The sequence below is a fragment of the Desulfurococcus sp. genome (assembly GCF_038881575.1).
Lineage (GTDB): Archaea > Thermoproteota > Thermoprotei_A > Sulfolobales > Desulfurococcaceae > Desulfurococcus.
This window is the reverse complement of the sequence record NZ_JAVZPN010000002.1, coordinates 171,177-194,276: the sequence shown is the minus strand read 5'-3', so window position 1 is coordinate 194,276 and position 23,100 is coordinate 171,177. Positions and strand designations below refer to the sequence as shown.

The following is a 23,100-nucleotide window of genomic DNA, read 5'->3' as shown; positions in this document are numbered from 1 at the left end:
TCTAGTTGAGCATCGAGGGATTTAATCTAGTTGAACTATATAAAAGTATTTCCGGCCCAAGGCTCGGGATAGCACATATACCAATACTATTCAACGCCTTCGGGATAAACCTCAACAATATACGTAAAATAGTGTTCTATGCTAGTGAGAGAAATATATACACACTTATCATACCATACTCAGCCGCATTCGGACCCGTTATCGAGTTATACTCGAAAAACATGAAGGCCGAGGAATTTCGCAGGAGATACGGTATAGATGAGGAGCATCCATATCTTAGAACACTCAAATATCTCTCAGCTAACTACGGGTTGAATATTATTTCCCCCGCAATAATGGAGCGCTCGGGGAGTAAATACTATGTTTCCACAGTATTCATATCCTTCGAGGACGTGGAGAAGCATTTATCCCAGAGAAAAATACTTGTATCAAGCGATGAGGAGAAAATAGGTGTTAACCCTGGACGTGAAATAATAGTCTTCGACGACCATTACTTGAAGTACATGGCTCTTATATCGCGGGAAATCCTAGTACCAGAGTTCGGTAGAATAGGATCTATAAGAGGCTGTAATACATTAGTGGCTACTATATCGCCATTAAAACCAGTTGAAAACTATGTCGACATCGTGAAAACACTAGCACAAATGCTGAATAGATGGGTTATTCATGTAGGCGGAATATTCGTTGTTGAAGACAATAAGTATGTGTTAAACTCCATGATAGTGGATCCCGAGGGAAGACTGGTTACAATGTATAGTGATGCTACCCCAGCATTAATATCGATACCCTATAAGGAGATGACAAGTAGAATACATGAGGCAAACAAGGAGGAAACAATCGGTATCCTTAAATTTGTGTCAGGACAATTAAGAAAACTGGAAAAATAAGGGAATTTCCGGGATAAAATCGGGGAAAGCTGGTGTAGGTGACCACTTTGGAGGAAGTAGAGAAGGCTGTCCCCATCAAGGTCGCCTCATTAAACGATCTTGTGAGGCTTGCAACGTCGACGATGATTCCACACCAGTTTAACACGTATATTATTAGGTTCAAACATAGAGGGAAGACATATCTGGGTATACTAGGTGTTTTCAGAGATTACTATAAGTATTATGGAATCCCCGTATTCTACTATTATTCAACCGATATGGAGGGTATTGAGGAGGCGAACTATATTATAGTTAGCACCAGTGATGAAAAAATAGAGTTCTCCAAGAACCCTAGGCCAGGCATAGCTATACCTATAATATCGCTTGCTGAAAAACCAGTTTTTCTACCGGATGACATCTAGCGGGGACGGATGATAAGTCTCTTACCCATTACAACCCAGTATTCTACCTCTGAGCCTACTCCCAGCTTGTTTCTAATATCCTCCTCTATGGAGTCTTTTTCCACCTCGAAGGTCTCATATGTCTCCATATCCATAACCTGGTACATAGTGCCCATATCAGCTATTATCTGACCTACATGTTTCTCTATAACCGGGACCTCTACCTGAGTGTCGACAGGGGCTACGAGGGTTTTCTTAGCCTTCGAGAATAAACCTATCGCTACTACATTAGCCTTAGCACTTCCATGTTTCCCCGTCTTAGCACGGGACATCTCAACTATCCTGCATGGTTCTCCATCTATTACTATAAAGCTGCCGACCTTCAGGTTTCCAAGGGTATCATATACCTTACTCATCGAACACCACCTATGTGAATTAGCTCACATAAGCATTATTACACCATTTAAGCCCTAAAAATAAATTTCTCTTGTTGATACCTGGAGTTCTGAAACTGAAAGAACTATGAAGCGTAAACGTTACCAGTTAGTGAACCGAGAAAACCGGGTAAATGGCATATGAAACACCCTCGATTAAATCATGTCCCTTACTATGATCATACAGCTTATCCAGGGATATCCATGCATGAATTACGCCAATGAATGGATGAGTACTCACCATGTTTGCTTGCTCCACGTCTATAAGTATCTGGGATTCATGTAGCTGACTCAGTAATGCTGCTAGAGCGTCAAGTGTATCCGATGATGCGAGTATTAGGGAGTACATACCGCTGTCTTTATAAACATATTTTCTGCGTGTTAAGGTTACGGCATGTCTGGTGAAATGGTGATAGGTATCCCTTGCCCCAAGGCTCTTCTTAAGGGTTTCAACCAAGTCACTTGTTCTCCACTTGCCAAATATACAGGGGTTGAAGAGCCTGAATAACTCGAGGGCTATCACTTCGTCTGCCTCATCAAGTAATATACCCTTATCCATGAATACGCTGGACTCTAGGAGTGTAAACCCGGGGTTTTGAACCCCTTGTATAGGTACTAATACCCGTGATATTCTGCCGTAAAACACAATCCTACATGTGTCGGCAACTATAGATCTGACATCTATCCCGCTATAGTCGTCTCTCACATAACTTATGATGGTTGGACGCGATGTATACGAGTAATAAGATATGATTAAAGGAGGGTTTCCGAGAAGGCACCTCAGGTCTACTGCCTTCTGCTTAAGTTCCCCAATAACTATGGAAACAGGTGTTTGCAGGTGATCTATAAAGATATTCAAGTATTTAACCAGTAAATTCTTCTTAATCAACGTATTCAGGTGCCTTGACAGCTGGGTTCTATTAACACCAAGTGTTTTCGAAACAATGTTGAGGCTGACCCCGTTGTTAAGTAATGCTATGGCATTCATTAAGACCTCGCGTGTTATCATTAAATATGCCTCTCCTATTCAATAGTGGTTTTAATCCAGTGACTTAACAAGTAACTCCCAGATATATCTCGCCTCTGTTTGAACATTATTTATTCTTAGTGAGAGAATGGTCTCTTCATCTCTTACATCTATTTTCCATCCATCCTCCTCAAGCTGAGACGCCTTTTCGTTGCTTAACGGATTTCTTAGAATTACTGTTAACCTAATAGAATTCATGCCTAGTCTAGCTATAACTACACTATCCTCCTTAATACCGTAGATCAGTCTAAAACCCATTGTCCCGCTTGTAAGACTCTTCTCCCGTATATCTTTAACTATAACCCTGTACTCGTTCTCAGCGAGAACACTTTTTATTACCTCCTCAACTTCGGAGGCTACCATATTTCATCACTTACCCACCGGGGTATCTGTGCGGCCAAGGATCCTCATCCATTATGATACTGTATTCCTAAGCCTTAAAATAAATATAGTTTAAAATAACCGGGGATCCGACTCTAGGCTAGATCGATTTAATAGCTTCTTACAAATAATTATGAGCCAGGCATAAATGTTAAGCCCAGTGATGAGTATCCCCGGTCCGAGCTCGATGCGATGAGTTAATTACGAGCGTGCTGACAAGTAATCGTATTCCTCGCCCAGCCAGCCTCATTCACCCTGAAGCGCGGGGCAGGAAAGCTTAAATATCTCGTTTCATATCGGGGATGAATCCTTCTAGGTAATGGGAGCAGTGCTCCAAGCCTGGGTGAATTAATCGTAGATGGGAGGGTTATAGGTGATGTTGAGTCCTACCGCAGATATAAAACCTGGTCTTAAATAGAGTGAAAGCGGTGGAGATAAATAGCTCAGCCAAATGCCTTCTAATCACCACTCATTGACGGGAGTACTCGTCATCGCTGCATAATTTTATTTCAGTATCTCCTTTAATTTCTCTCTAACCTTTTCAGCTACGAGGGCTCCATCTATTCTACCCCTAACAGACTTCATGACCTCGCTCATAACTATCTGGAAGGCCTTCTCCTTTTTAGCAGTGATCTTATCCATGTTCTTCTTTATTGCTTCATTAATCAACTCGTCTAGCTCACTGATTGAGACAACACCTAGACCAAGCTCTTTTATAACATCCTTAATGCTCTTGCCCGGGTTCCTCGCTATACTTGACAATACATCTGGTATGGCCTCTTTAGCTATCTCATTGTTTGCCACTGCATCTAGGACCTCCTCGATCACGTAGTCATCAATGTTCTCGATAGGTACTCCATCACGCCTTAATGAGGGAATAATGTTGACTAGCGTTGACGCTATAATTGTTGCCGGTATCCTATCCCTGTATTTCTCCACGAGTCTCTCATAGAGGTCGAGTCTTAAATCATTAATTACTGCTTTAGCTAGTTCCATGCTTAATCCATGCTCCCTTACATACTTCTCCAACTTCTTCTCAGGGGGCTCTGGGATTAATTTGCGGGCTTTCTCCATGAGAGCAGGGGTAACATATATGGGTGGTATGTCTGTCTCGGGGTACATTCTGGCTGAGCCGGGGCGTGGACGCATGTATTTCGTTGTACCATCCGGGTTAGCGGCACGTGTTTCCTCGGGCACACCTATAACAGCTATCCTGGCTCTCTCGACCACCGCCTTTAATGCTTCCACAGCCTTGTGCTTGACGTCTGCTACTATTACTATGGCATCTATACCTGGATCAGCCCCTGTCTTCACGTATAAAGCTTGAACCTCTTCCCTAGTGATCCCATAGTTTGGCAACTCATCCGTGTGAAAGATTCCGCCTACCCCTCCCCAGACCCTAGCATAGTCGGCTAGCTCGCTTCCAAATCTTCTCCCAGGCTGAATTTCTATCCCAAGTAATCCTTTAAAGCCCCGTAATACAACAGCGTATACGCCGCCCTCAGGTATTGAGAGAGCCTTCTTCACTATTTTCGAACCTGTATCCCTAAATACATCTGTGACATCTATTATATTATCTGATATGTTCTCCGGCCTCACGCCACGCTTAACTAGCTCGTCACGTATCTCGAGGAGTTTAAGCTGCCTTAACACCTCATACTCTATTACTTTCGAGATCAAATATAGGTGTTGCACTCCTTTGATCTCTACTTTCGCACCGCCCTTGATACTTATGTTTAGATCCTGCCTAATGGTTCCCAGGCCTCGTTTAGCCTTTCCCGTGAGCCTGATTAACTGTCCTATCTTCAATGCCACCCTGACAGCTTGCTCCGGGTCATGTATATCCGGTGCTGTAGCCACCTCTACTAGTGGAATGCCAAGCCTATCGATTCTATATCTTACAGTGGTCTCAGACTCATCGATCTTCCTAGCTGCATCCTCCTCCAGGCATAGTGTCTGGATACCTATTTTCCCCTCGTTATCCATTATGTAACCATTTACAGCGATTAACGCTGTACGTTGAAAACCACTGACATTGCTGCCATCGATAACTATCTTCCTCATTACATGTATTTCATCAATGATCCTCATGTTCATGGAGCTGGCTAATGCTAATGCAACTAGTAATGCATCCTCGTTTATCTCATGGGGCGGCTCCTCATCGGCTTCAACAAGGCAGCTTGACTCCAAGGGGGACTCATATTCATACTTCTTGTTCTTCTTCCACTCAAGCAGTGCAGCCCTATCTACCTCGCCTACCTCGCTCTTAGCCGGCCTGAGGTATCTCGTGAATACTTCCCGGGCCTCTGTCTCACTGAGGAGGGTTGGGCATTTACAGAAGAGCTTTCTCGCTGTATCTAATTGCACATGTATCTCGAGGCCGACCTTTAGCCCGGTTTCACTATAGTTGATCCTACTCATGATTCCACCTCGGGTAGAGGTCTAGTGTGTGTCTCTCATTGAATTCTCCAGCGAGATTCGTGAGGAAAACTTTCCTAACTTCCTCAAGATCCCTTGATACACTGCCAAGGATCCATGAGAGCTTCACATAAGCTGTCTCGGGAAGTATATCAGAGCCTGGTATCACGCCTGCTTCGAGTAGTCTTCTACCAGTACTATAGACGTAGAGGTTGACGCGGCCGAAGAGGCATTGACTAGTCATTACCACGGGTATATTGTTTTCAACAGCTCTCGCTATAACTGGGATGAGCTTGTTAGACATGTGTCCTAGCCCGCTTCCCTCTAGGACTATCCCATGGAAGCCCTTATCTATCAATGTCTCGAGCACCTCTGGTTGGAGGCCCGGGTAGACTTTAACCAGTGCTACCCTGTCATCAAATTTATTCTTTAACTGTGCCTCCTTGTTTTTACCACGGTGCTCAATGATTCTTCCCACGATCCGTACCTCCAACGTCTCAGGATATACCTTGGCTATCGGCTTATCGTTTATTGATTGAAATGCATCTCTTCTACTAGTATGCATCTTCCTGGCTTTCACGCCTCTATGTACTAGCGCGTATGTATCGGATGTTTCACCATGCATTACGATTACGGATTCAGCGAAAGGACCCCTAGAGGCAGCTATGAATGCGGCTCTTAGATTAAAAGCTGAGTCACTGCTCGGCCTATCGCTACTCCTCTGGGAGCCAACGAATACTATTGGAACAGGCTTATTCACTATTGAGAATGCTAGGGCTGAAGCAGAGTATGACATCATGTCTGTGCCATGGGCTATTACAACACCATCAACTCCTTCAGCGAGCTCCTTATATACCTCCCGGGATAGGTTCTCCCAGTGAGACGGTTCTATATCCTCGCTGAAAATACTCATTACCTCCCTGGCTTTAAAGACAGCTATTTCAGCCAGCTCCGGTACCCATTCAAGTATCTCGCCAGGGGTGAGGACTGGTGTAACTGCTCCCGTCTCATAATCCACTCTAGAGGCGATCGTACCTCCTGTACCCAGTAATACTATATGGGGTAACCCCCCTGCTCCCCCAATGGCTTCGACGCCTCCATGGTGATGAGCCTGCTTCTTCGAAGCCAGCCTTAAATCGCTTACCTCATCAATGTTTAAACCTATATTATAGCCGTTATCCAGTTTTAAGACCAGCACAGGCCTCCCGGAATAAAGGGCCTGGCGGGGCATGAGGATCCCGTTGAAAACGGTTCCATCCTTCAACACTACGGTTATTCTATCACCTGGTTCAACCCCTATACTTCTAAGTATCCTGGCAACATTACCGCTATAACCATAGTATAACTCCATTCAATCACCAGGTTAGAAGATATAGAAACATTGCTTAAATATCAATAAGTAGCATAATATACGTGCATCATTGAGACATCCCTGGGGACGGCTGGCCTCCTCCCCGCCATAAATGGGGATGCTTCCGGTTGTAAAAATTATAAAATAGATGGGTAAGTATAGTATATATGTCTATGGTGAAACATATGGTGAAACCCTGGGTAAAGGAATACTATGGGTTAAAGCTCAAGGAATTAATTGAGAGAGGGGAAATATGGGAGATAAAGAGACTCATGGGCCCCGCTGGCCCCCGTGCCATAGTTGATGGAAGAGAGGTTATAGTGCTTGCCTCCAACAACTACCTGAATCTAGCCAATGATCCCAGGCTTAAACAGGCAGCCATCGAAGCCATGGAGAAATATGGATGGGGTCCAGGCGCGGTCTGGGCTATTGCAGGATACCATGAGATACTGGATGCTCTACACAAGAAGATAGCCGAGTTCAAGAGGACAGAGGCCGCGCTAGTCTTCCCCACAGGCTTCGCCGTGAACGCTGGCACTATTCCAGCCATAGTTGAGCAAGGAGACGTCATAGTCTCTGATGAATTAAACCATGGAAGCATAATTGACGGTATAAGGCTTTCAAGGGCTGATAAAGTAATATATAAGCATTGTGACGTAGCGGACCTAGAGGACAAGCTTAAACAAGTACATGGGAAATACAAAAAGATCCTCATAGTAACCGATGGAGTATTCTCAATGGATGGTGACATAGCGCCCCTGAGAGAGATAGTTAGGTTGGCGAGAGAGTATAATGCAATGGTATATGTAGACGATGCCCATGGTGAAGGTGTATTGGGAGAGGGACATGGATCCCCAGCCCACCTGGGCGTCGAGGAGGAAGTAGACTTCCACGTGGGCACATTCTCTAAAGCCCTTGGCTCCTCAGGAGGCATGATAGGCTCAGACTACGAGGTCATAGAATTTATTAGGAACAAGGCTAGGACATGGCTGTTAAGTACTGGATTCCCGCCAGCAGTAGCAGCAGCCAACCTGAAGGCGCTTGAAATAGTTATGAGTGATGAAGGGAAGGAGAGGATCAGGAAGCTATGGGATAATAGAAACTACTTCAAGAAGGAATTAGACAACCTTGGATTCAACACAGGGAAGAGCCAGACACCCATAATACCAGTTATAATAGGTGACACTAAGAAAACACGTGAACTAGCCAAATCCCTCTTCGAGGAAGGAGTATTCGTTGTACCAATAGTATACCCGATGGTTGCTAGGGGGACAGAGAGAATTAGGAATCAAGTCAATGCAGGGCACACCAGGGAAGACTTGGATAAAGCATTAGCAGCATATGAGAAACATGGAAAGAGGCTTGGAATAATATAGGGTGACCTGGTAATATGCCTCATGTACTAGTGATCGGTGCAACAGGACAGATAGGCTCGGCACTTGTGCCGGCTCTAAGGAAGAAATACGGGAAATACAATGTTGTAGCAGGCTATCACTCTAAGAAGCCGGAGTTACCTGAGCTCCTTGATGGACCGGTTGAACAAGTAGACGTCTTAAATAGGGATGCACTGGAGAAAGTTATAGAGAGGTATAATATTGACACGATATACCATTTAGCAGCAATACTTTCAGCTGCAGGTGAAAAGAACCCCATGCAGGCATGGAGGATAAACATGGATGGTTTAATAAACGTGCTTGAAGCAGCAAGGGAGCACGGTATTAAAGTGTTCTGGCCCAGCTCGATAGCTGCATTCGGCCCCAGTTCTCCAAAGTACAATACTCCCCAGTACACTATAATGGATCCAACCACGATGTACGGTATAACGAAATACGCTGGTGAACTACTTGGAAGATACTACGTGTTAAAGTATGGGGTTGATGTAAGAGGGGTCAGATACCCGGGTATTATAAGTAGCGAAGCCCTGCCAGGTGGGGGTACAACTGATTATGCAGTTGAAATATTCTACTATGCTCTAGAGGGTAAGAAGTACAAGTGCTACCTGAGAAAGGACACGATGCTGCCGATGATGTATATGCCAGATGCTGTGAAAGCAGCGATACAATTAATGGAGGCCGATAGATCCAGGCTTAAACTCATGGTGGGCTATAATGTCACAGCATTCAGCTTTACACCAGAGCAATTAGCCAATGAAATAAAGAAGTACATACCTGGCTTCGAGGTAGAGTACGAGCCAGACTTCAGGCAGGCAATAGCTGATTCATGGCCTAAATCACTCGATGACTCTGTTGCTAGGGAGGAATGGGGATGGCAGCCTGAGTGGAGTTTCGAGGCAATGGTTAAAGACATGCTTGTTAAACTAGGTAGGAAGCTAGGTAAGAAACTCGTTATAGAGTAATTTTTATCTCTAAGCAGCCTCCTTGGGCGGGCTTTCAATCCTCCTGATATACTCCCATTTATTCCTGATCCTAGGCGGCTTATTCTTCTTCGGCTTAGGCGGTATCTTAGGGGTTTGACTCCTTACTTTCCCAGCCTTTGTTAGCGAGCCATGGCTTGGCATATTGAACCACCTAACATGATAGTATAGTTTAGGGATATTTAAATATGGTTTTACTCGATCTCTTAACTAGGAAGGCGGGTGTTATCGTGATGAATAAGATTTATCTTGTAGAGAGCGTTATAGGGGTAATCGCTTTAAGCGATGACGGCTCAATAATAGCGTATGCTAAGTCACCTGAGAGCATTGATGACAACGTGGAATACTTGCTCAGCATTGAGAGGGGAGAGGAGACGCCGCAGCATTCTGAAGTAATGAAGAAGCTGAAGGAGAGCGGTGTAACCAGTGTAATTGTTGAAGCATTACCGCTAGCTAGAATAGCGTCCACTTATGGATTAAGCCCTGAGATAGTGCCAGGGCACCGTTTCTTCATAGAGGTAAGGGAGAATATTGTTGAATTAGCGGTTAAACTAGGATACATTGATTCACAGGAGAAATTCTTCGAGAAGCTCCATAACATAATGCTTGAGTATACGAGGAGGAAATTAAGAAGGGAGGCTCAGAAAAGGGACTTGCTGGCTGTGCAAGCGATAAGGGCGACTGATGACATAGATAAAACAATAAACCTATATGTTGCAAGGCTTAGAGAATGGTATAGCATTCACTTCCCAGAACTAGATGAACTAGTAAAGGAGCACCCTGAGTACGCTAAGCTAGTATATGAGTTGGGAGACCGCTCTAATTATACTGTGGAAAACCTCAGTAAACTAGGGTATAGTGAGGAAAAGGCTCGAAAGCTTGCTGAGGCGGCAAAGAACAGTATAGGTGCCGACCTAAGTGATTTCGACATGAACTATATAAAGATATTGGCTGGAATAATACTGGATCTCTACAAGTTGAGAAGCACTCTGGACGAGTATATTGATGCAGTAATGAAGGAGGTTGCCCCGAATATCTCAGCGCTTGTAGGACCTAAACTAGGGGCGAGACTACTGAGTCTAGCCGGGGGACTAGAAAAACTAGCAGTCCTACCAGCAAGCACCATACAGGTACTAGGTGCTGAGAAAGCATTGTTCAGAGCCCTCAGAACCGGTGGCAAACCACCTAAGCATGGAGTGATCTTCCAGCATCCATACATACATAAGAGCCCTAGGTGGCAGAGGGGTAAGATAGCTAGAGCGTTGGCTGCGAAACTATCGATAGCAGCCAAGATCGACTACTTCAGCGGTAGGCTAGCTGGAGACAAGCTAGTAAAGGAGTTCGAGGAGAGGGTTGAAGAAATAAAGAAACTATATCCCAAGCCTCCACCAAAGAAGGAGGAGGAGAAAAGGCCGAGGCCGCCTTCTAAATCCAGGAGGAAGGGTGGGAGGTGATCCATGTGAGTCAACCGGTCTCAGTAAAACCACATGAAAAATACTACGGGGTATATGTTGTAGAGCTTGATGATGGTAGCCTTAAACTTGCCACAAAGAACCTGGTTCCAGGTCATAGGGTATATGGTGAGAAACTATATAGGATAAATAATGTTGAGTACAGGGAGTGGAATCTATACAGGAGCAAGCTGGCTGGTGCATTAGCCAATGGTCTCAGTGAGCAACCGATCAAGGAGGGGCATAGAATACTATATCTTGGAATAGCCTCTGGAACCACTGCCAGCCACATCTCAGACATCATTGGCTTAAAAGGCAGGATTTACGGAGTGGAATTCGCTCCCAGGGTTATGAGGGAACTAGTATTAGTAGCCGATGTGAGAAAGAACATCTATCCAATACTAGGCGATGCTAGAAAGCCGCATGAATATAGGCATGTTGTTGAAACAGTTGACGGGATATACGCGGATGTTGCACAACCGGATCAAGCTGCTATAGTCGCAGACAACGCGTTACTATTTCTAAGAGATGGGGGATATCTGCTACTAGCAATAAAGGCTAGAAGCATTGATGTGACAAAGGAGCCTAGTGAAGTATACCGTAGGGAGATAGAGACGTTAAAGCAGAGGGGATTCGAGATAGTCGACGTCGTTCACTTGGAACCCTACGATAAAGACCATGCAATGATATACGGTATATACAGGAGAAAGTAGCTGGGCATGGAAAATAAATCTCCTTTTAAACATGTTTTAACATAGTTCAGAAAACGGGGTCCGTTTTGTCTAGAAACAGTGATACAGGGGGCATTGCTGAAGAAGTCTCTAGAACCCTGAGGAAAGCTGGCTTCCGAGTCGAGTTTCTTTCATACCCTACCTCAGCCAGAAGCATCGATATCATTGCGTGTAGAGGCGATACCAGGGTTTTCATAAAGGTTTCACAGGATTTGAAGGAGGTCTCCTGGATAGAGGTAAATGACTTAAAGAAATCAGGGATGGTGTATGGTTCGAACACTATCATAGTGGCTGAGAAAAACGGTAGGCAGGAGCTTGAGGATGATGTAGTATATGTTAGGAACGGCGTCAACATCGTTACCACGAATCTTCTTGGCAACTATTTATTGAGGAACAGTAAGCCTATTGTTGTAAACATTAGAGGAAACTACCTCTTGAAGATTTCTGCGGAGAAATTCCAAGTGAAAATGAAAGAATCAGGGCTGACGAGGGGCGAGTTAGCGGAGCTACTTGGAGTAAGCAGGAAAGCTGTCTATATGTATGAAAGAGGCGAGCTAATGGTATCACTTCAAAGAGCTGTGGAATTAGCCAGGATAATGGGGGAGGACATATTTGAGGAGATAGATATACTCGGAGACAAGCCCCCGGAGCCTCATGCAGGTACACTGGAAAACGAGTACTCGCCGAGCGACGAGATAGAGGCAACCCTGTGGAGGCTCCTAAATAGACTCGGAGACCTCATAGTGAAATTATCTAGAACTCCCGTGGACATCGTTGCAAAAGGCGGAAACGTGATAACTGTGACCAGGCTGGATAAGGCTGAGAATAAGGCCGAGAAACTGGAGAACGCTGAGAAACTAGTAAAGACAACGGGTTCCAAGCTCGTAGTTATTAGAACGAAAAACGACTTAAAAGAAATCCGTGACGCCCATTCGTAAAGCATGAAAAAAGATGGAGGAAAGCCAGGTCCAGGTCAAGTGGGCGCGATGCGTATTTAAACCCATCAATCCATGGGCTTCCATGGATCACTAGCCAGGTTCTAAAGTAAAGGGGAGATTTATGAAAATCGTTATTACAGGCCGCCCCGGCGTAGGTAAGTCAACGCTTTTCGAGAAGTTAATATCAGAGCTCAGGGAGAGCAATCTATTGGTTGGCGGTATTAAAGCGCCTGAAGTAAGGGAACATGGTGTGAGGATAGGGTTTAAAGTTATTGATTTATTAAGCGGTGAAGAAGCATGGTTAGCGAAAAAGAATATCCCTGGCTCGGTGAGGATAGGATCTTACACTGTGCTCGTTGAAGAGGCATCCAGGATTATTGAGACAGCGTTAAGGAGGGCTCTTGGAGAAGCCAGTGTCATAGGTATAGATGAAGTGGGGCCCATGGAGCTTAAAATACCTGTTTTCAAGCCATTGCTCCTGGAGATCCTTGACTCCGGTAAACCAGTTATACTTGTCGTACATTATAGATTGACCGATAGAGATATACTGGGTAGACTTAGTGACGCCGAAAAAATAGTGTTAACCATGGAGAACAGGGAGCACGTTAAATCAAGTACAAGGTGGTTGATTAATAAAGTAATCGAGGCTCTGGCCTCGCCCCGTTCCTGAGGGAGGATCTCAGCCGTGGAGATGGGGTGATACATAGTCAATGAGTGGTGTAAAGATACTTAGCCGTGAACAATTGATCCAGGAGGGATTAGCTAAGCTCGTAATACCCCGGATGGATGAGTATAGAAGACCCGATGGATCAATAGAGCCGGCTTGGATGCCTGTCTTCTATAATCCGCAGGCCATAGTAAGCAGGGATGTAACTGTTTCAGTCCTCAGAACCCTGTATGGATCGAGGAATATATTTTTCATTGATCCACTAGCCGGTACTGGGATACGTAGCATCCGTATAGCGCTCGAGAAGGGCGGTGAGGGCATAGTAAACGATATTGATCCACATGCATTATACTACATAAGGAAAAACCTGCAACTCAATAACCTATATCCTGGAAAACTACACGTATACTCGCAGGAGGCAAATATCCTCCTCAATAATTTAACCTTCACGGGTATATCATTCGACTATATAGACCTAGATCCCTATGGCTCCCCGGTCCCATTCGTGGACTCAGTGTTTAAACCCCTGGGTAAGAGGGCATTGATAGGTGTCACGGCAACCGATACAGCCCCGCTCACATGTAGTCACTACAGGAAAACCCTTAGGAGATACTGGTTTACTTGTGTTCACACTGATTTCGAGAAAGAAATAGGGGCCAGGCTGCTCATCGCGTACATAGTTAAACGTGCTTCAGCACTCGACATTGCTGCTAGGCCGTTGCTTACATTCGTTTATAAGCATTATTATAGGGTTTTCTTTGAAACCTTGAGGAGTACGGGAGAAGCATATCGATTAATTAATGAATGCCTGGGTTATATATGGTACTGTCCCTCGACGCTGGAAAGAGGATATATTAAATCCCTGGATGAAGCCAGGGATCTAACATGTATTGATAACGGGAGGCCGGTTCTAACGGGTGAAACATGGATCTGTAGCCTAGGAGAAGCCGAGTTCATTGATAAGGTATTCAATGAAGCCGATAAACTAAGCTGGCTTCACAAGGACTCGAGGAAAATACTTGGACTCCTCAAGGATGAGACTAGGTTAAATAACCCGTATGTACGAATAGATAAGCTATGCTCTATTATTGGGAGAAATATGCCGAAATACGAGGCCCTCATAGAGGCTTTGAAGCAGCATGGCATCACGGCTTCCCGTACACACTTTGATCCACGGGGATTAAAGATAGATAGCGATGTGAAGGCCTTGGCCGAGGTGTTAAAGAGTATTTAATCCAGTGGTTAACATGTCGCAAGATTTTTTACTCTTCACTCTTAAACTATAATTGGGGATACCCTTGTCTCAATTACTCGATAAAATCCGTGGAATAGTGTCAAAACATATAAGTGAATCCTCCCAGGGCATTATTCTATCTATAAGGGTGAAACCTGGAGACGTCGAAGACTACATAACTATCGAGGGGGATGAACTGGTTTTTCACACAGCTGAGCAATCAGAGAAGGGCCGGGAGAATGCAGCACTAGTGAAGTACTTGGCAAGGGAGCTGAAGATCCCCGTGTCCAAGATAGATATAGTGTACGGTCGTCGTGAAACACTTAAGAAAGTACTACTCAACGATGTCGATCCTGATGAGCTAGCGATTAAGCTGGCTAAGCTGGTTAGACTCGTATAGTCATGGAACCACCTATAATTACTTCTCCTTCATCCAAGTTTTTAACTCAGTGTATAGGGCATGGGTGGCTATAGTGAACGATTTTGAAACAAGTAGGGAGAAAATAACAAGGCTATTAAGGGAGACCACTAGGCCTTTAACTGTTAGGGAGATAATCAGTATTCTCCAATTGAACACTACACCTAGAGAGGTATATGAAGATCTATCGCATATTGCTAAAAGCGTTTACTCTAAGTCGAACGGGGAAGAAGTACTTCTCATGGAGCCCCCTAGATGCAGGAAATGCGGCTATGTATTCAAGGATCTCAAGAGGCCTAGAGAGGTTTCCCGGTGTCCCCGATGTAAAAGCGAGTGGATTGAGCCACCCCGCTTCATGATTTCTAAACGCGGAAACCATTAACAATACCTATTATCTCCCTGAGATCCGAGACCACGTGTTCGGCGAACCCGCAGGCTTCACCACATGGCTTTACAGCAATCGAGTGCCCTACGTTTCTGAATACTTCTATATCCCATTTACTGTCCCCGACATAATATGTGTCATGAATGCTTATCGAGAGGGATTCGGCCAGGTTCTTCACTATTCTAGGCTTCTCCCTTAATGGTACTAGTGCTTCTCCACCCGGTATTAATTCATCATTATGGAATGCGAGCTTGTTGTAGAGGCAAAGATCAACTCCAAGCTCACGGCAGACCCTCTCGACCAGTATGTCGATACCGCTGCTTACAACGGCAACTATGTAGCCGGCATCCTTGAGTGCCTTAATAACCTCCGGGGCTTCCTGTTTAACCCTGATGGATGACAATGCATCCTCAACATCCCGTCTCTTTATCGGCTTACCCCATGAATGTATCATTAATGCTATATCTATCTTCATCCAGTCCAGGTATGTTATCAGGTTTCTCTCGTAGAGCTCGGCGAAATACTTATTGTCTCTGCTACCAAAGTACTCATGTAATTGTTGCCAACTACTATGGTTATATGTGAGTACACCGTCACAATCGAAGACTATTAATCCACTCGGCAATTCTCACTACCTCTTTCATTAATTCACTTGTTTTACCACCATTGTAATTCTTAGTGAAATTAATCTTCAACCTATACCCTTTTTTACTGCTTGAAACACGTAGTAGCCACCCGTTGTGGGTCTCAGCCACTAGGCTGTTTCTACCCCGTTCAATTCGTTTAAACAGATTAGTGTTTTTAAGCATGGATTCAAGCATGCTTATTACGTCTTCTTCCCCTCTTTCACCTGTTTCAATCTGTGTTTCTCTCTTCAGCGAGGCTAGTGCTTGGTTTAAAGCTTCCTCAACCTCCTTGATGCCGCTGTATGATGCTAGTGCTTCACTCAGTATCTCTGTGATCAAGTATGTCATCCCAGCCGACTTTAATATGTTCACGATCTGCGTAAAATTATCGCTTTTAAGGAATGCGGCGAGGTTTCGTGGATCTCCATTATATATGCTGAACCTATATACTTCCTCGCCCTGCTGAAATAATTTCTTTACCTCTATTAAAACCCTGTTTTTCTCCTGGTTCACCATGTACTTGTTTAATACTGGATTCACTATGTGGCGAATGAAGTCAACGTTCAATTCTTACACCTGTTCTACATTAATCGTGTTCAACCTATTATAACATGTATTATTCTAACCTATCTCTAAGCGGTTAAAACCTCCGGTGTATTATTATAGTAGCAGGGATACCTGGTGTTAAAGGATCAGCTATGAGCAAGGTCTCCAAGTATTATGCGACATTAAGGAGTAAAATCATGGATGAGGTATCCATGATTCTCAACGATGAGGAGAAGAAAGCATCCCTTAGAGACCCTCATTCGAAGCGGGCTCCGAGACCCTGCGGCTTAACAATACATACTGGTATTGGGTGTGCAATGGGGTGTTCATACTGCTACATAGGTGACATGGGGTTCCCCGTGAACTCGATAAAGCCGTATCCTTTAAGCGGTGTGCAGTTGGTCTATGCGTTGCTTAATAATAAATATTTCCTCCCAGGTGAAAGGGGAACCCTGATCGCCATTGGTAGCGTAACAGAGCCGTTTCACCCGGCAGTCCTCGGGAAGACTCTTGAATATATCTGGGCGGTGAAGAAGTATCTGGGCAACTACATTCAGTTCTCCACGAAAGCCTATATATCAATGAATACGGCTCTTAAAATAGCTGCAATAGACCCAGGTATATCGCCATTGATCACCCTAGTCTCAATTAACTACTCTAGAGAGTTGGAGAGGAATGCACCTAGACCAGAACTTAGGCTTGAATCGATAAGAAATCTCAGAGAGGCAGGGTTAAAGCCGGTATTGTTCTTGAGACCCATAATACCGGGGATAACTGATAAAGAATACGTAGAGATCATAGATAAGGCAGCCGAATATGGAGCGGTAGGGGTTGTTGCAGGGGGTTTAAGGGTGACTCCGAGAATCATTGAGAACCTAAAGGAGGCTGGGGCCGATATAAGGGAAATAGAGAGGAGGTTGCATATACCTCTAGAGAAGATGCATGAAGGAGTACAATACAGTATCAATGTGGCAGATATAAAGGAGAATATAGCGGCTTATACCAGGAGAAAAGGCTTGAAGTATTTCCCACTAGCATGCATGGCTAATATTTACAGCCATGGAGAGCTATGTTGGAGGATGATCTCCATGGGAATAACGGATACTGCAAAGCCACTATACAAGCCCGAGAAAGATGCTGTCGAGGAGTTATTAAGGGAGATAGGGTGTTACGGTAGCTTCAAGGGGTTTTCAAATGGTTTCACCAGGATAAGTATACGGTCCAAATGCGACAAGGTGCTGGCTGGGGAAGTGATCAAATACTGGTTCAGGGCCTGCCCTATCTTCACGGGTAGCTAGGTTGGGTTTCTCTCCCTGCAACTGCTTGCTAGGAGCCTCTCAAGCCCTCTTATCCTCTCTCTTAGTAAAATTATCTGGGCATACATTTTCAACTCATAGTAACTCTTAGTATCCTCGGGTAGAATACCCTTAGACTGGATCCTTCTAACCTGCCTCATAGCGTTTTCCACTGTGGTCTTTAAGGAGTCCGCAAATTCCTTTATATCACGTGAGCTAGCGAGGGCCTCTATTACGGTGTAATCCTGGGGTGGAATAGGTTCGCTGCTTGTGATAACCCCTAGTATCTTTCTGAGTAATCCATAAATGGCTGATTCAACAATTATCTCTAATTCCTCGGAGTCCACGAGATACTGGTCGCCTAGCTCTATGACCTTGACATCAAGCTCCCTTGCAAGCATCATCGCCGAGTCATCGGCATAACCCTTCGCAATGATAAGGGGCTTCAGGCCCAGGAGTAATGCGTTGACGTATGCCTGCCTAATCCCTGCTACATCAACCCTGCCCGCTTTTATTTCAACCGCGTATTTCTCTCCACTAGGTGATATAGCTATGGCGTCAACCTCCCCTATCTCAACTCCTTCGATCTTTATCTTCTTCCTCGTCTCCTCGATTCTAAATCCTTGTTTCTCAAGGTATTCTAACGCTATTAGCTCGCTGCTTCGCCATTTTCTACTTGAACTAATACTCACTTTCTAACCCTTACCCACGTTGTTTCAAGCCCCTTATCCATTAGCTGTATACCTATCTTTGATAAATCACTCCTTATAGCGTCTGATAAGTCGTATATACCTCTCTTCCTGAGCTCCTTCCTGACATTTATAAGTATTTCTACCATGCTATCCAGCAACGCCTCGCCCTCCTCCACTCCTTCCAGCTCCCCATCTAGCACACCGAGCACTGTATTGAATTCCCTGAGCAACTTGATGCTTGTTGATACAAGTAGGTGTCTTGGATTATACTGTATATCCCTGAATAATATTGTAAGGTACTCGTTAACCACTGCGAGAGCCTCCGCCGTGTTAAAGTCATCGCTTAACGCGTTATGGAAGCGTGTGTGGAGCGATACAAGCTGGTTAAATATCTTCAAGTCCTCCTCGCGTGCATAGTGTAAGCTTGTTGATTCATGGGCCAGCCTCCTCAGTAGCTGGGCTGCTGTAGTTAGTCTCTCATATAGTTTCACAGAGTTTTCGAGAGCCTCCTCGGAGAAATACAGTGGCTTCCTGTAATGCGTTGAGAGATACCAGAGCCTCAGGGGCATGGGACCCCATTTATCGAATGCCTCCTTTAACGGTATAATATTCTTAAGGCTCTTACTCATCTTATCCTTACCAACCATCACGAGCCCTGAATGCATCCATATACTTACCCATGGCCTAGACCCGAAGAAAGCCTCGCTCTGAGCCCTCTCATTCTCATGGTGTGGAAATATCAGGTCGGTTCCACCGCCATGTATATCGAACCTGGAGCCCAGGTACCGGCTACTCATAACGCTGCATTCTATATGCCATCCAGGCCTACCCCTCCCCCATGGGCTCTCCCAGTATGGTTCACCAGGCTTGGCAGCCTTCCAGAGAGCGAAGTCGTATGGGTTCCGTTTCTCCGAGAGGAACTCTTGCTCCTGACCCCATGTCTCCTTACTCACTCTACCGGATAAGCGGCCATAGTCATCGTACTTGTCTACATTGAAGTATACGCTTCCACTGGGCGCAATATAGGCATACCCCTTGTCTATTAACCCCTGGATAAAACCTATTATCTCATTGATGTGTTCTGAAACACGTGGATGATGATCTATTGTCACATTCAATTTCTCCAGGGCTGATAAATAGTCGCGTGTGTATTCATCTACAATCTCACTCCAATCCCTACCCTCATCCTGGGAGCGCTTTATGATCTTGTCATCTATATCAGTGATATTCATGACGTGGACTACGTGATATCCCCTTAGAGAAAGATACCTCTTGAATGCATCATATACAACATATGTCTTCCCATGCCCTATATGCGTGTAATCATAGACTGTTGGCCCGCATACATACATTTTAACTATGCCGGGCTCAATGGGCTGTAGCTCCTTTAAATCCCTGGATAAAGTATCATATATTTTTATAGCTGGGAGCATACCTCCCAATCCTTCAATAATACTTGTAGAAGACATCGAGAACCAGCTTCGCAACCTTTAAGAAGACCTCGGCCAGCTCCTCCGTAGTCAAGTATTTCTTCATGGCTTCCTCGCCGTGGAGTACATCGCTAACCACTAGAACGCATGCGGTCTCAAAACCCCTTAGCCAGCCAAGCGTGAATAATGCTGCAGCCTCCATTTCCACTGCGACGACCCCGTAGTGCGACAGCCTCTCTGCGAATGATGGGTCTTCAGCGTAGAATGCATCACTGGAGAAAACCGGGCCCTTCTTATATTCTACTCCATGCTCCTCCATAGACTCGATTATCCTTGTAGTTAACACGGGATCCGGTGAGGCGGCACCGCATATCCCAGGCATATACTGGCCTAGTCCACAGCCATTGACCGTGTAGGCTGCACCAGTTGCAACGATCACGTCACCTATCCTGGTGTCTTTTCTCACACCACCAGTTGTACCTATCCTGACTATCCTCTTGGCTCCTAGCTGGCGTAGCTCCTCGAAGACTATGCTGGCACTTGGGGCGCCTACCCCGTGTGTCGCGATGGTTACCTTCTTACCGTTATACAAGCCAGTAACTATCTTGAATCCCCTATGAGTGTTAACGGTTTTAACGCTGCTGAGTAGCCCAGAGAGAATGTCTACGCGTCCAGGATCACCGACAGCTATAACGTTCTCGGCTATATCGCCTGGGGAAGCCTTAATATGTATGGGCAAGCCGACACACCCCTACCTCCTCTTACTCTTCCTACCCTTCTTTTTCCTTGTCTTACTCTTCTTTCTCTTGGTTTTTGAGGTTTTAGTTTTTTTCCTCCTAGCCCTCCTCTTGGTTGATTCACCGCTTAGTTTCAACGGGGATAGAATTAGCTCGTGGGGAAGAAGTATCCTTGTGTCGTCGACGGTATCGATTAGTATGAGGTCGTATTGGAGATCAGGGTTCTTAATGTTGAGGAAGCCGTCATATATTATTGACTCCTTCGAGGGCTTGAATTCATGTATAACACGGTATTTTTCAGGTTCTTCAACCTTAACGATGCGTATCCTCATTAAAGGCGATGGCTTAGGGGCAAGTATTGTCTCAGTGTCTTTAACCACTCCCTCGCCAAGCGTGATGCTTGCTCCCGGAGCCTCGACATCAATAAACCTGTAGCACCCGGAGTCTTTCTCACTCGTCATCCACATGGTTAGCTGGTTGCCGGCTATCTCAAGCATCTTCTCGAGCAAGCCTTCATTACCCTGCTCCTTAGTATTGAAACCGGGTTCCTCCACCTCGGACCAGTGCCTGTCCCCCCTGGTGTATAGTCTCACCCTCACTGTATCGGATTCCTCTTCGAAGGGGCATAGCTCGAAAGACTTTATGATCAGCTTCAAAACCATCACCTAGACCAAATATTATTGTCCACACAGCATAGATTTATTCCTGGCTATCCTAATATATAATCCCGGTGAGGATCCGGGATGAGCGTCTCCCTGCATGTGGTGGATATACCTATACCAGAGGGCGCGAACATTATAATAGGCCGGAGCCACTTCATAAAGACGGTTGAGGATATATATGAGGCACTGGTCACCAGCGTGCCCGGTATAAGATTCGGGTTGGCGTTCAACGAGGCCAGTGGTAAGAGGTTGGTGAGATACGAGGGTAACGACGAGGAGTTAACTAAGGCAGCCATCGATGCAGCGTTAAAGATAGGTGCTGGGCACACATTTGTATTGTTTATAAGAAACGCTTATCCGATAAACGTGTTGAACCAGTTGAAGAATATACAGGAGGTGGTTTCACTATACGTTGCAACAGGTAACCCGGTGCAGGTTATAGTAGGGGAGACTAATCAGGGTAGGGTAATACTCGGCGTGGTAGACGGGTACCCGCCGCTCGGTGTGGAAGCAGAGGAGGATAAAAAAGAGAGGAGGGATTTTCTGAGGAAGATAGGTTATAAAAAATAGTTTTTACCCGTTGCACTTCCTAATAGCATCTTCTAGTAGCTGTATGTTTTTCAATACCTCGTCTTTACTACTAGTAGTAATCCAGCACGAAGACTCCTTACCCGTTTTCAAAAGGTAGAACACATGGTTGTTGCCGATTCTAAAGGCTATGGCATAGCATTCCACGTTTTCCCCTATTTCTTCATCCTCGAAGAGGATGGTTGTCCTATGTCTTTGCATCAGTAAATCCATTACAAGCCATGCTTGCTGGCCTTCCACGTGCTCCCCTGCCTCAAGCTTCTCCGCTATATCAATACCTAGGTTCAAGGCTATTTCAACGAATATGTTATTGTTACTGGTATTTCTCATTTGCTTCACTCAGGACTTCCAGGATTTCCCCGTATGCTATGTCGTCATTGACCTTGGTGATCCTTATCTTTACCTTTGAGCCGAGGCTCGCGTTATAAACTATTATCTTGACCCCCTTGTAGTCTACAATCCCGTTTCCATGTTTGTCTACATCGCCTATTTCAACGGTTAGTACCTTGCCTGGTTTCAGGGAATCCTCGTGTGGTGTCTGTATTCTTGGATATATGCTGAACCTCTGGACATCACTTGTATATGGATTCCAGCTATGTTTTTTCTGCTGCCTAGACACGTCTATATCCCGCTCTACTATAGTTGACCTGCCCTATCAATTAAAGCATATAGGGGTTATTAATATTTATATCTCGCTAATGCTTATTAGGTTTATGACTCAATCAGAAAGGTAAAATGGGTGGTGTCGTCATGCCTAAGACGATTAGTGTACTGTTGAGAAGAGAATTGTTGAAGCATGACGTGGAGTTACTGGACATATACAAGTTCAAGGACAAGGAGTTTGTGAGGGTCAAGGATAAGATAGCAGGTAGAGTCGTGTTATACGCTCCAAGGATAAAGCCGTCGTCTGTAACATCACGGGAGGATCTAGCGAGGATCGCGGATGAGATAGCTTCAGCCTTGAAGAAGTAAAATGGTTTTCCACCGCATGCTTCAATCATTTAATTACTTCCCCCGGTTAAATACTCCTTCAAGGTATTTAGGCTGCTTTCTGAACCGCTTTTCAAAGGGCGTTCAGAGCTGATTCTCCTATAGTGCTCGATCCTACTGAATAACTCGAGTATTAACTCTACTAGTTTATCCGGCTCGCATCTATTAGTCTTTATGATTATCTTGGAATCCATGGGCGTCTCAATATCGCTGCATACTATGATTGGACGGGTATTATTGTACAGTGCACTTAATACTATATGGCTCTCAACGCTTTCATCAATTATGAGTCCGGCTATCGCGCGCTGGGTAAGCCTGAGGAGATTATCGATGGTAACATTTATTATCCATGGTGTGCCACTGCAATCCTTCTCAGAGAAGTTTATGATTAATGGGTTGAACCTTATGCCTTCTAGCTCCCTCGCCACCTCAACTATATCTACGCATTTATCACTATG

At 44.9% G+C, this 23,100-nt stretch carries 28 protein-coding genes and 1 pseudogene; 14 read left to right on the top strand and 15 right to left on the bottom strand.

What is annotated here, in order from left to right:
- Window positions 1-5 precede the first annotated feature (5 nt).
- The gene (locus tag QXV08_RS02825) at window positions 6-887 is read left to right on the top strand and encodes a carbon-nitrogen hydrolase family protein (protein WP_342784733.1); all 882 of its coding nucleotides are present in this window, start codon (window positions 6-8) and stop codon (window positions 885-887) included.
- Window positions 888-934: 47 nt separating this feature from the next.
- On the top strand, window positions 935-1,288 hold the full coding sequence (locus tag QXV08_RS02820) for a hypothetical protein (protein ID WP_342784731.1): 354 nt from the start codon (window positions 935-937) through the stop codon (window positions 1,286-1,288).
- Here QXV08_RS02820 and QXV08_RS02815 read toward each other — a convergent pair.
- From QXV08_RS02815 to gatD, 5 genes are all read right to left on the bottom strand, one after another.
- Window positions 1,285-1,683, bottom strand: a complete 399-nt coding sequence (locus QXV08_RS02815; RefSeq protein WP_012608490.1) for a translation initiation factor IF-5A — start codon at window positions 1,681-1,683, stop codon at window positions 1,285-1,287. The genes QXV08_RS02820 and QXV08_RS02815 overlap by 4 nt on opposite strands.
- A gap of 127 nt (window positions 1,684-1,810) precedes the next feature.
- On the bottom strand, window positions 1,811-2,689 hold the full coding sequence (locus tag QXV08_RS02810) for a Fis family transcriptional regulator (protein ID WP_342788047.1): 879 nt from the start codon (window positions 2,687-2,689) through the stop codon (window positions 1,811-1,813).
- 51 nt (window positions 2,690-2,740) lie between these two features.
- Window positions 2,741-3,091, bottom strand: a complete 351-nt coding sequence (locus tag QXV08_RS02805; RefSeq protein ID WP_342784727.1) for a hypothetical protein — start codon at window positions 3,089-3,091, stop codon at window positions 2,741-2,743.
- Between the two features lie 522 nt (window positions 3,092-3,613).
- On the bottom strand, window positions 3,614-5,530 hold the full coding sequence (gatE, locus tag QXV08_RS02800) for a Glu-tRNA(Gln) amidotransferase subunit GatE (protein WP_342784725.1): 1,917 nt from the start codon (window positions 5,528-5,530) through the stop codon (window positions 3,614-3,616).
- Entirely contained in the window at window positions 5,523-6,878 is a 1,356-nt protein-coding gene (gene gatD, locus QXV08_RS02795) for a Glu-tRNA(Gln) amidotransferase subunit GatD (RefSeq protein WP_342784723.1), read from the bottom strand. Before gatD ends, gatE begins: the two co-directional genes overlap by 8 nt.
- A 185-nt stretch (window positions 6,879-7,063) precedes the next feature.
- Here gatD and QXV08_RS02790 point away from each other — a divergent pair, with 185 nt between their 5' ends.
- Window positions 7,064-8,254: an aminotransferase class I/II-fold pyridoxal phosphate-dependent enzyme gene (locus QXV08_RS02790; protein ID WP_342784721.1), complete on the top strand. Its 1,191-nt coding sequence runs from the start codon at window positions 7,064-7,066 to the stop codon at window positions 8,252-8,254.
- 14 nt (window positions 8,255-8,268) lie between these two features.
- Window positions 8,269-9,234: an NAD-dependent epimerase/dehydratase family protein gene (locus QXV08_RS02785; protein ID WP_342784718.1), complete on the top strand. Its 966-nt coding sequence runs from the start codon at window positions 8,269-8,271 to the stop codon at window positions 9,232-9,234.
- 9 nt (window positions 9,235-9,243) lie between these two features.
- Here the strand turns inward: QXV08_RS02785 and QXV08_RS02780 are convergent, their stop codons facing one another.
- Entirely contained in the window at window positions 9,244-9,396 is a 153-nt protein-coding gene (locus QXV08_RS02780; RefSeq protein WP_012608483.1) for a 30S ribosomal protein S30e, read from the bottom strand.
- Window positions 9,397-9,485: 89 nt separating this feature from the next.
- On the opposite strand from QXV08_RS02780, the gene QXV08_RS02775 reads away from it, so the two are divergent.
- The 7 genes from QXV08_RS02775 to QXV08_RS02745 all read left to right on the top strand — a co-directional run bounded on the left by QXV08_RS02775 (window position 9,486) and on the right by QXV08_RS02745 (window position 15,073).
- Window positions 9,486-10,706 (top strand): C/D box methylation guide ribonucleoprotein complex aNOP56 subunit, encoded by a 1,221-nt coding sequence (locus QXV08_RS02775; RefSeq protein WP_342784715.1) that lies wholly within the window; start codon window positions 9,486-9,488, stop codon window positions 10,704-10,706.
- Window positions 10,707-10,711: 5 nt separating this feature from the next.
- Complete coding sequence (locus QXV08_RS02770; RefSeq protein WP_342784713.1) at window positions 10,712-11,416, top strand: fibrillarin-like rRNA/tRNA 2'-O-methyltransferase; 705 nt, start codon at window positions 10,712-10,714, stop codon at window positions 11,414-11,416.
- 65 nt (window positions 11,417-11,481) lie between these two features.
- On the top strand, window positions 11,482-12,372 hold the full coding sequence (locus QXV08_RS02765) for a helix-turn-helix domain-containing protein (RefSeq protein ID WP_342784711.1): 891 nt from the start codon (window positions 11,482-11,484) through the stop codon (window positions 12,370-12,372).
- 121 nt (window positions 12,373-12,493) lie between these two features.
- Window positions 12,494-13,042 (top strand): NTPase, encoded by a 549-nt coding sequence (locus QXV08_RS02760; RefSeq protein ID WP_342784709.1) that lies wholly within the window; start codon window positions 12,494-12,496, stop codon window positions 13,040-13,042.
- Between the two features lie 40 nt (window positions 13,043-13,082).
- A complete protein-coding gene (locus QXV08_RS02755) occupies window positions 13,083-14,273 on the top strand; it encodes a tRNA (guanine(26)-N(2))-dimethyltransferase (RefSeq protein WP_342784707.1) in 1,191 nt (396 codons plus the stop codon).
- A 64-nt stretch (window positions 14,274-14,337) separates the two neighbouring features.
- Window positions 14,338-14,673, top strand: coding sequence for a DUF167 domain-containing protein (locus tag QXV08_RS02750; RefSeq protein WP_342788048.1), 336 nt, complete (start codon window positions 14,338-14,340; stop codon window positions 14,671-14,673).
- Window positions 14,674-14,746: 73 nt separating this feature from the next.
- Complete coding sequence (locus QXV08_RS02745) at window positions 14,747-15,073, top strand: transcriptional regulator (protein ID WP_342784703.1); 327 nt, start codon at window positions 14,747-14,749, stop codon at window positions 15,071-15,073.
- Here the strand turns inward: QXV08_RS02745 and QXV08_RS02740 are convergent.
- Both QXV08_RS02740 and QXV08_RS02735 read right to left on the bottom strand, forming a co-directional pair.
- A complete protein-coding gene (locus tag QXV08_RS02740) occupies window positions 15,054-15,701 on the bottom strand; it encodes an HAD-IB family phosphatase (protein WP_342784701.1) in 648 nt (215 codons plus the stop codon). The genes QXV08_RS02745 and QXV08_RS02740 overlap by 20 nt on opposite strands.
- Window positions 15,670-16,269 carry a hypothetical protein gene (locus QXV08_RS02735; protein WP_342784699.1) on the bottom strand — a complete coding sequence of 200 codons (600 nt, stop codon included), beginning with the start codon at window positions 16,267-16,269 and terminating at the stop codon, window positions 15,670-15,672. The genes QXV08_RS02740 and QXV08_RS02735 overlap by 32 nt, the downstream gene beginning before the upstream one ends.
- 131 nt (window positions 16,270-16,400) lie before the next feature.
- Between QXV08_RS02735 and QXV08_RS02730 the strand changes: the two genes are divergently transcribed.
- Entirely contained in the window at window positions 16,401-17,546 is a 1,146-nt protein-coding gene (locus QXV08_RS02730) for a radical SAM protein (RefSeq protein ID WP_342784697.1), read from the top strand.
- Here the strand turns inward: QXV08_RS02730 and QXV08_RS02725 are convergent.
- Genes QXV08_RS02725 through QXV08_RS02710 form a run of 4 tightly spaced genes read right to left on the bottom strand, consistent with a single transcriptional unit; the run spans window position 17,543 to window position 21,064 of the window.
- Window positions 17,543-18,235: a recombinase RecB gene (locus QXV08_RS02725; protein ID WP_342784696.1), complete on the bottom strand. Its 693-nt coding sequence runs from the start codon at window positions 18,233-18,235 to the stop codon at window positions 17,543-17,545. The genes QXV08_RS02730 and QXV08_RS02725 overlap by 4 nt on opposite strands.
- Complete coding sequence (gene cysS, locus QXV08_RS02720; protein ID WP_342784694.1) at window positions 18,232-19,704, bottom strand: cysteine--tRNA ligase; 1,473 nt, start codon at window positions 19,702-19,704, stop codon at window positions 18,232-18,234. The genes QXV08_RS02725 and cysS overlap by 4 nt, the downstream gene beginning before the upstream one ends.
- Window positions 19,682-20,404: a purine-nucleoside phosphorylase gene (locus tag QXV08_RS02715; RefSeq protein WP_342784692.1), complete on the bottom strand. Its 723-nt coding sequence runs from the start codon at window positions 20,402-20,404 to the stop codon at window positions 19,682-19,684. Before QXV08_RS02715 ends, cysS begins: the two co-directional genes overlap by 23 nt.
- A 12-nt stretch (window positions 20,405-20,416) precedes the next feature.
- Window positions 20,417-21,064, bottom strand: a complete 648-nt coding sequence (locus QXV08_RS02710) for a hypothetical protein (RefSeq protein WP_342784690.1) — start codon at window positions 21,062-21,064, stop codon at window positions 20,417-20,419.
- 81 nt (window positions 21,065-21,145) lie between these two features.
- Between QXV08_RS02710 and QXV08_RS02705 the strand changes: the two genes are divergently transcribed.
- The gene (locus QXV08_RS02705) at window positions 21,146-21,634 is read left to right on the top strand and encodes an adenosine-specific kinase (protein ID WP_342784688.1); all 489 of its coding nucleotides are present in this window, start codon (window positions 21,146-21,148) and stop codon (window positions 21,632-21,634) included.
- A 3-nt stretch (window positions 21,635-21,637) separates the two neighbouring features.
- Here QXV08_RS02705 and QXV08_RS02700 read toward each other — a convergent pair whose 3' ends face one another.
- A complete protein-coding gene (locus QXV08_RS02700; protein WP_342784686.1) occupies window positions 21,638-21,982 on the bottom strand; it encodes a hypothetical protein in 345 nt (114 codons plus the stop codon).
- A complete protein-coding gene (locus tag QXV08_RS02695) occupies window positions 21,966-22,271 on the bottom strand; it encodes a TRAM domain-containing protein (RefSeq protein WP_342784684.1) in 306 nt (101 codons plus the stop codon). Before QXV08_RS02695 ends, QXV08_RS02700 begins: the two co-directional genes overlap by 17 nt.
- A gap of 131 nt (window positions 22,272-22,402) precedes the next feature.
- Here QXV08_RS02695 and QXV08_RS02690 point away from each other — a divergent pair, with 131 nt between their 5' ends.
- A complete protein-coding gene (locus QXV08_RS02690) occupies window positions 22,403-22,624 on the top strand; it encodes a hypothetical protein (protein WP_342784682.1) in 222 nt (73 codons plus the stop codon).
- Between the two features lie 29 nt (window positions 22,625-22,653).
- On the opposite strand, the pseudogene QXV08_RS02685 reads toward QXV08_RS02690, so the two are convergent.
- A pseudogene (locus QXV08_RS02685) lies at window positions 22,654-23,100 on the bottom strand (hypothetical protein); the annotation flags it as partial.

Coding starts and splice junctions, on each gene's coding strand:
- QXV08_RS02815 (WP_012608490.1), bottom strand. CDS start 1,683: ATGAGTAAGGTATATGATACCCTTGGAAACCTGAAGGTCGGCAGCTTT.
- QXV08_RS02810 (WP_342788047.1), bottom strand. CDS start 2,689: ATGAATGCCATAGCATTACTTAACAACGGGGTCAGCCTCAACATTGTT.
- QXV08_RS02805 (WP_342784727.1), bottom strand. CDS start 3,091: ATGGTAGCCTCCGAAGTTGAGGAGGTAATAAAAAGTGTTCTCGCTGAG.
- gatE (WP_342784725.1), bottom strand. CDS start 5,530: ATGAGTAGGATCAACTATAGTGAAACCGGGCTAAAGGTCGGCCTCGAG.
- gatD (WP_342784723.1), bottom strand. CDS start 6,878: ATGGAGTTATACTATGGTTATAGCGGTAATGTTGCCAGGATACTTAGA.
- QXV08_RS02790 (WP_342784721.1), top strand. CDS start 7,064: ATGGTGAAACCCTGGGTAAAGGAATACTATGGGTTAAAGCTCAAGGAA.
- QXV08_RS02785 (WP_342784718.1), top strand. CDS start 8,269: ATGCCTCATGTACTAGTGATCGGTGCAACAGGACAGATAGGCTCGGCA.
- QXV08_RS02780 (WP_012608483.1), bottom strand. CDS start 9,396: ATGCCAAGCCATGGCTCGCTAACAAAGGCTGGGAAAGTAAGGAGTCAA.
- QXV08_RS02775 (WP_342784715.1), top strand. CDS start 9,486: ATGAATAAGATTTATCTTGTAGAGAGCGTTATAGGGGTAATCGCTTTA.
- QXV08_RS02760 (WP_342784709.1), top strand. CDS start 12,494: ATGAAAATCGTTATTACAGGCCGCCCCGGCGTAGGTAAGTCAACGCTT.
- QXV08_RS02755 (WP_342784707.1), top strand. CDS start 13,083: ATGAGTGGTGTAAAGATACTTAGCCGTGAACAATTGATCCAGGAGGGA.
- QXV08_RS02730 (WP_342784697.1), top strand. CDS start 16,401: ATGAGCAAGGTCTCCAAGTATTATGCGACATTAAGGAGTAAAATCATG.
- cysS (WP_342784694.1), bottom strand. CDS start 19,704: ATGTCTTCTACAAGTATTATTGAAGGATTGGGAGGTATGCTCCCAGCT.
- QXV08_RS02710 (WP_342784690.1), bottom strand. CDS start 21,064: ATGGTTTTGAAGCTGATCATAAAGTCTTTCGAGCTATGCCCCTTCGAA.
- QXV08_RS02705 (WP_342784688.1), top strand. CDS start 21,146: ATGAGCGTCTCCCTGCATGTGGTGGATATACCTATACCAGAGGGCGCG.
- QXV08_RS02700 (WP_342784686.1), bottom strand. CDS start 21,982: ATGAGAAATACCAGTAACAATAACATATTCGTTGAAATAGCCTTGAAC.
- QXV08_RS02690 (WP_342784682.1), top strand. CDS start 22,403: ATGCCTAAGACGATTAGTGTACTGTTGAGAAGAGAATTGTTGAAGCAT.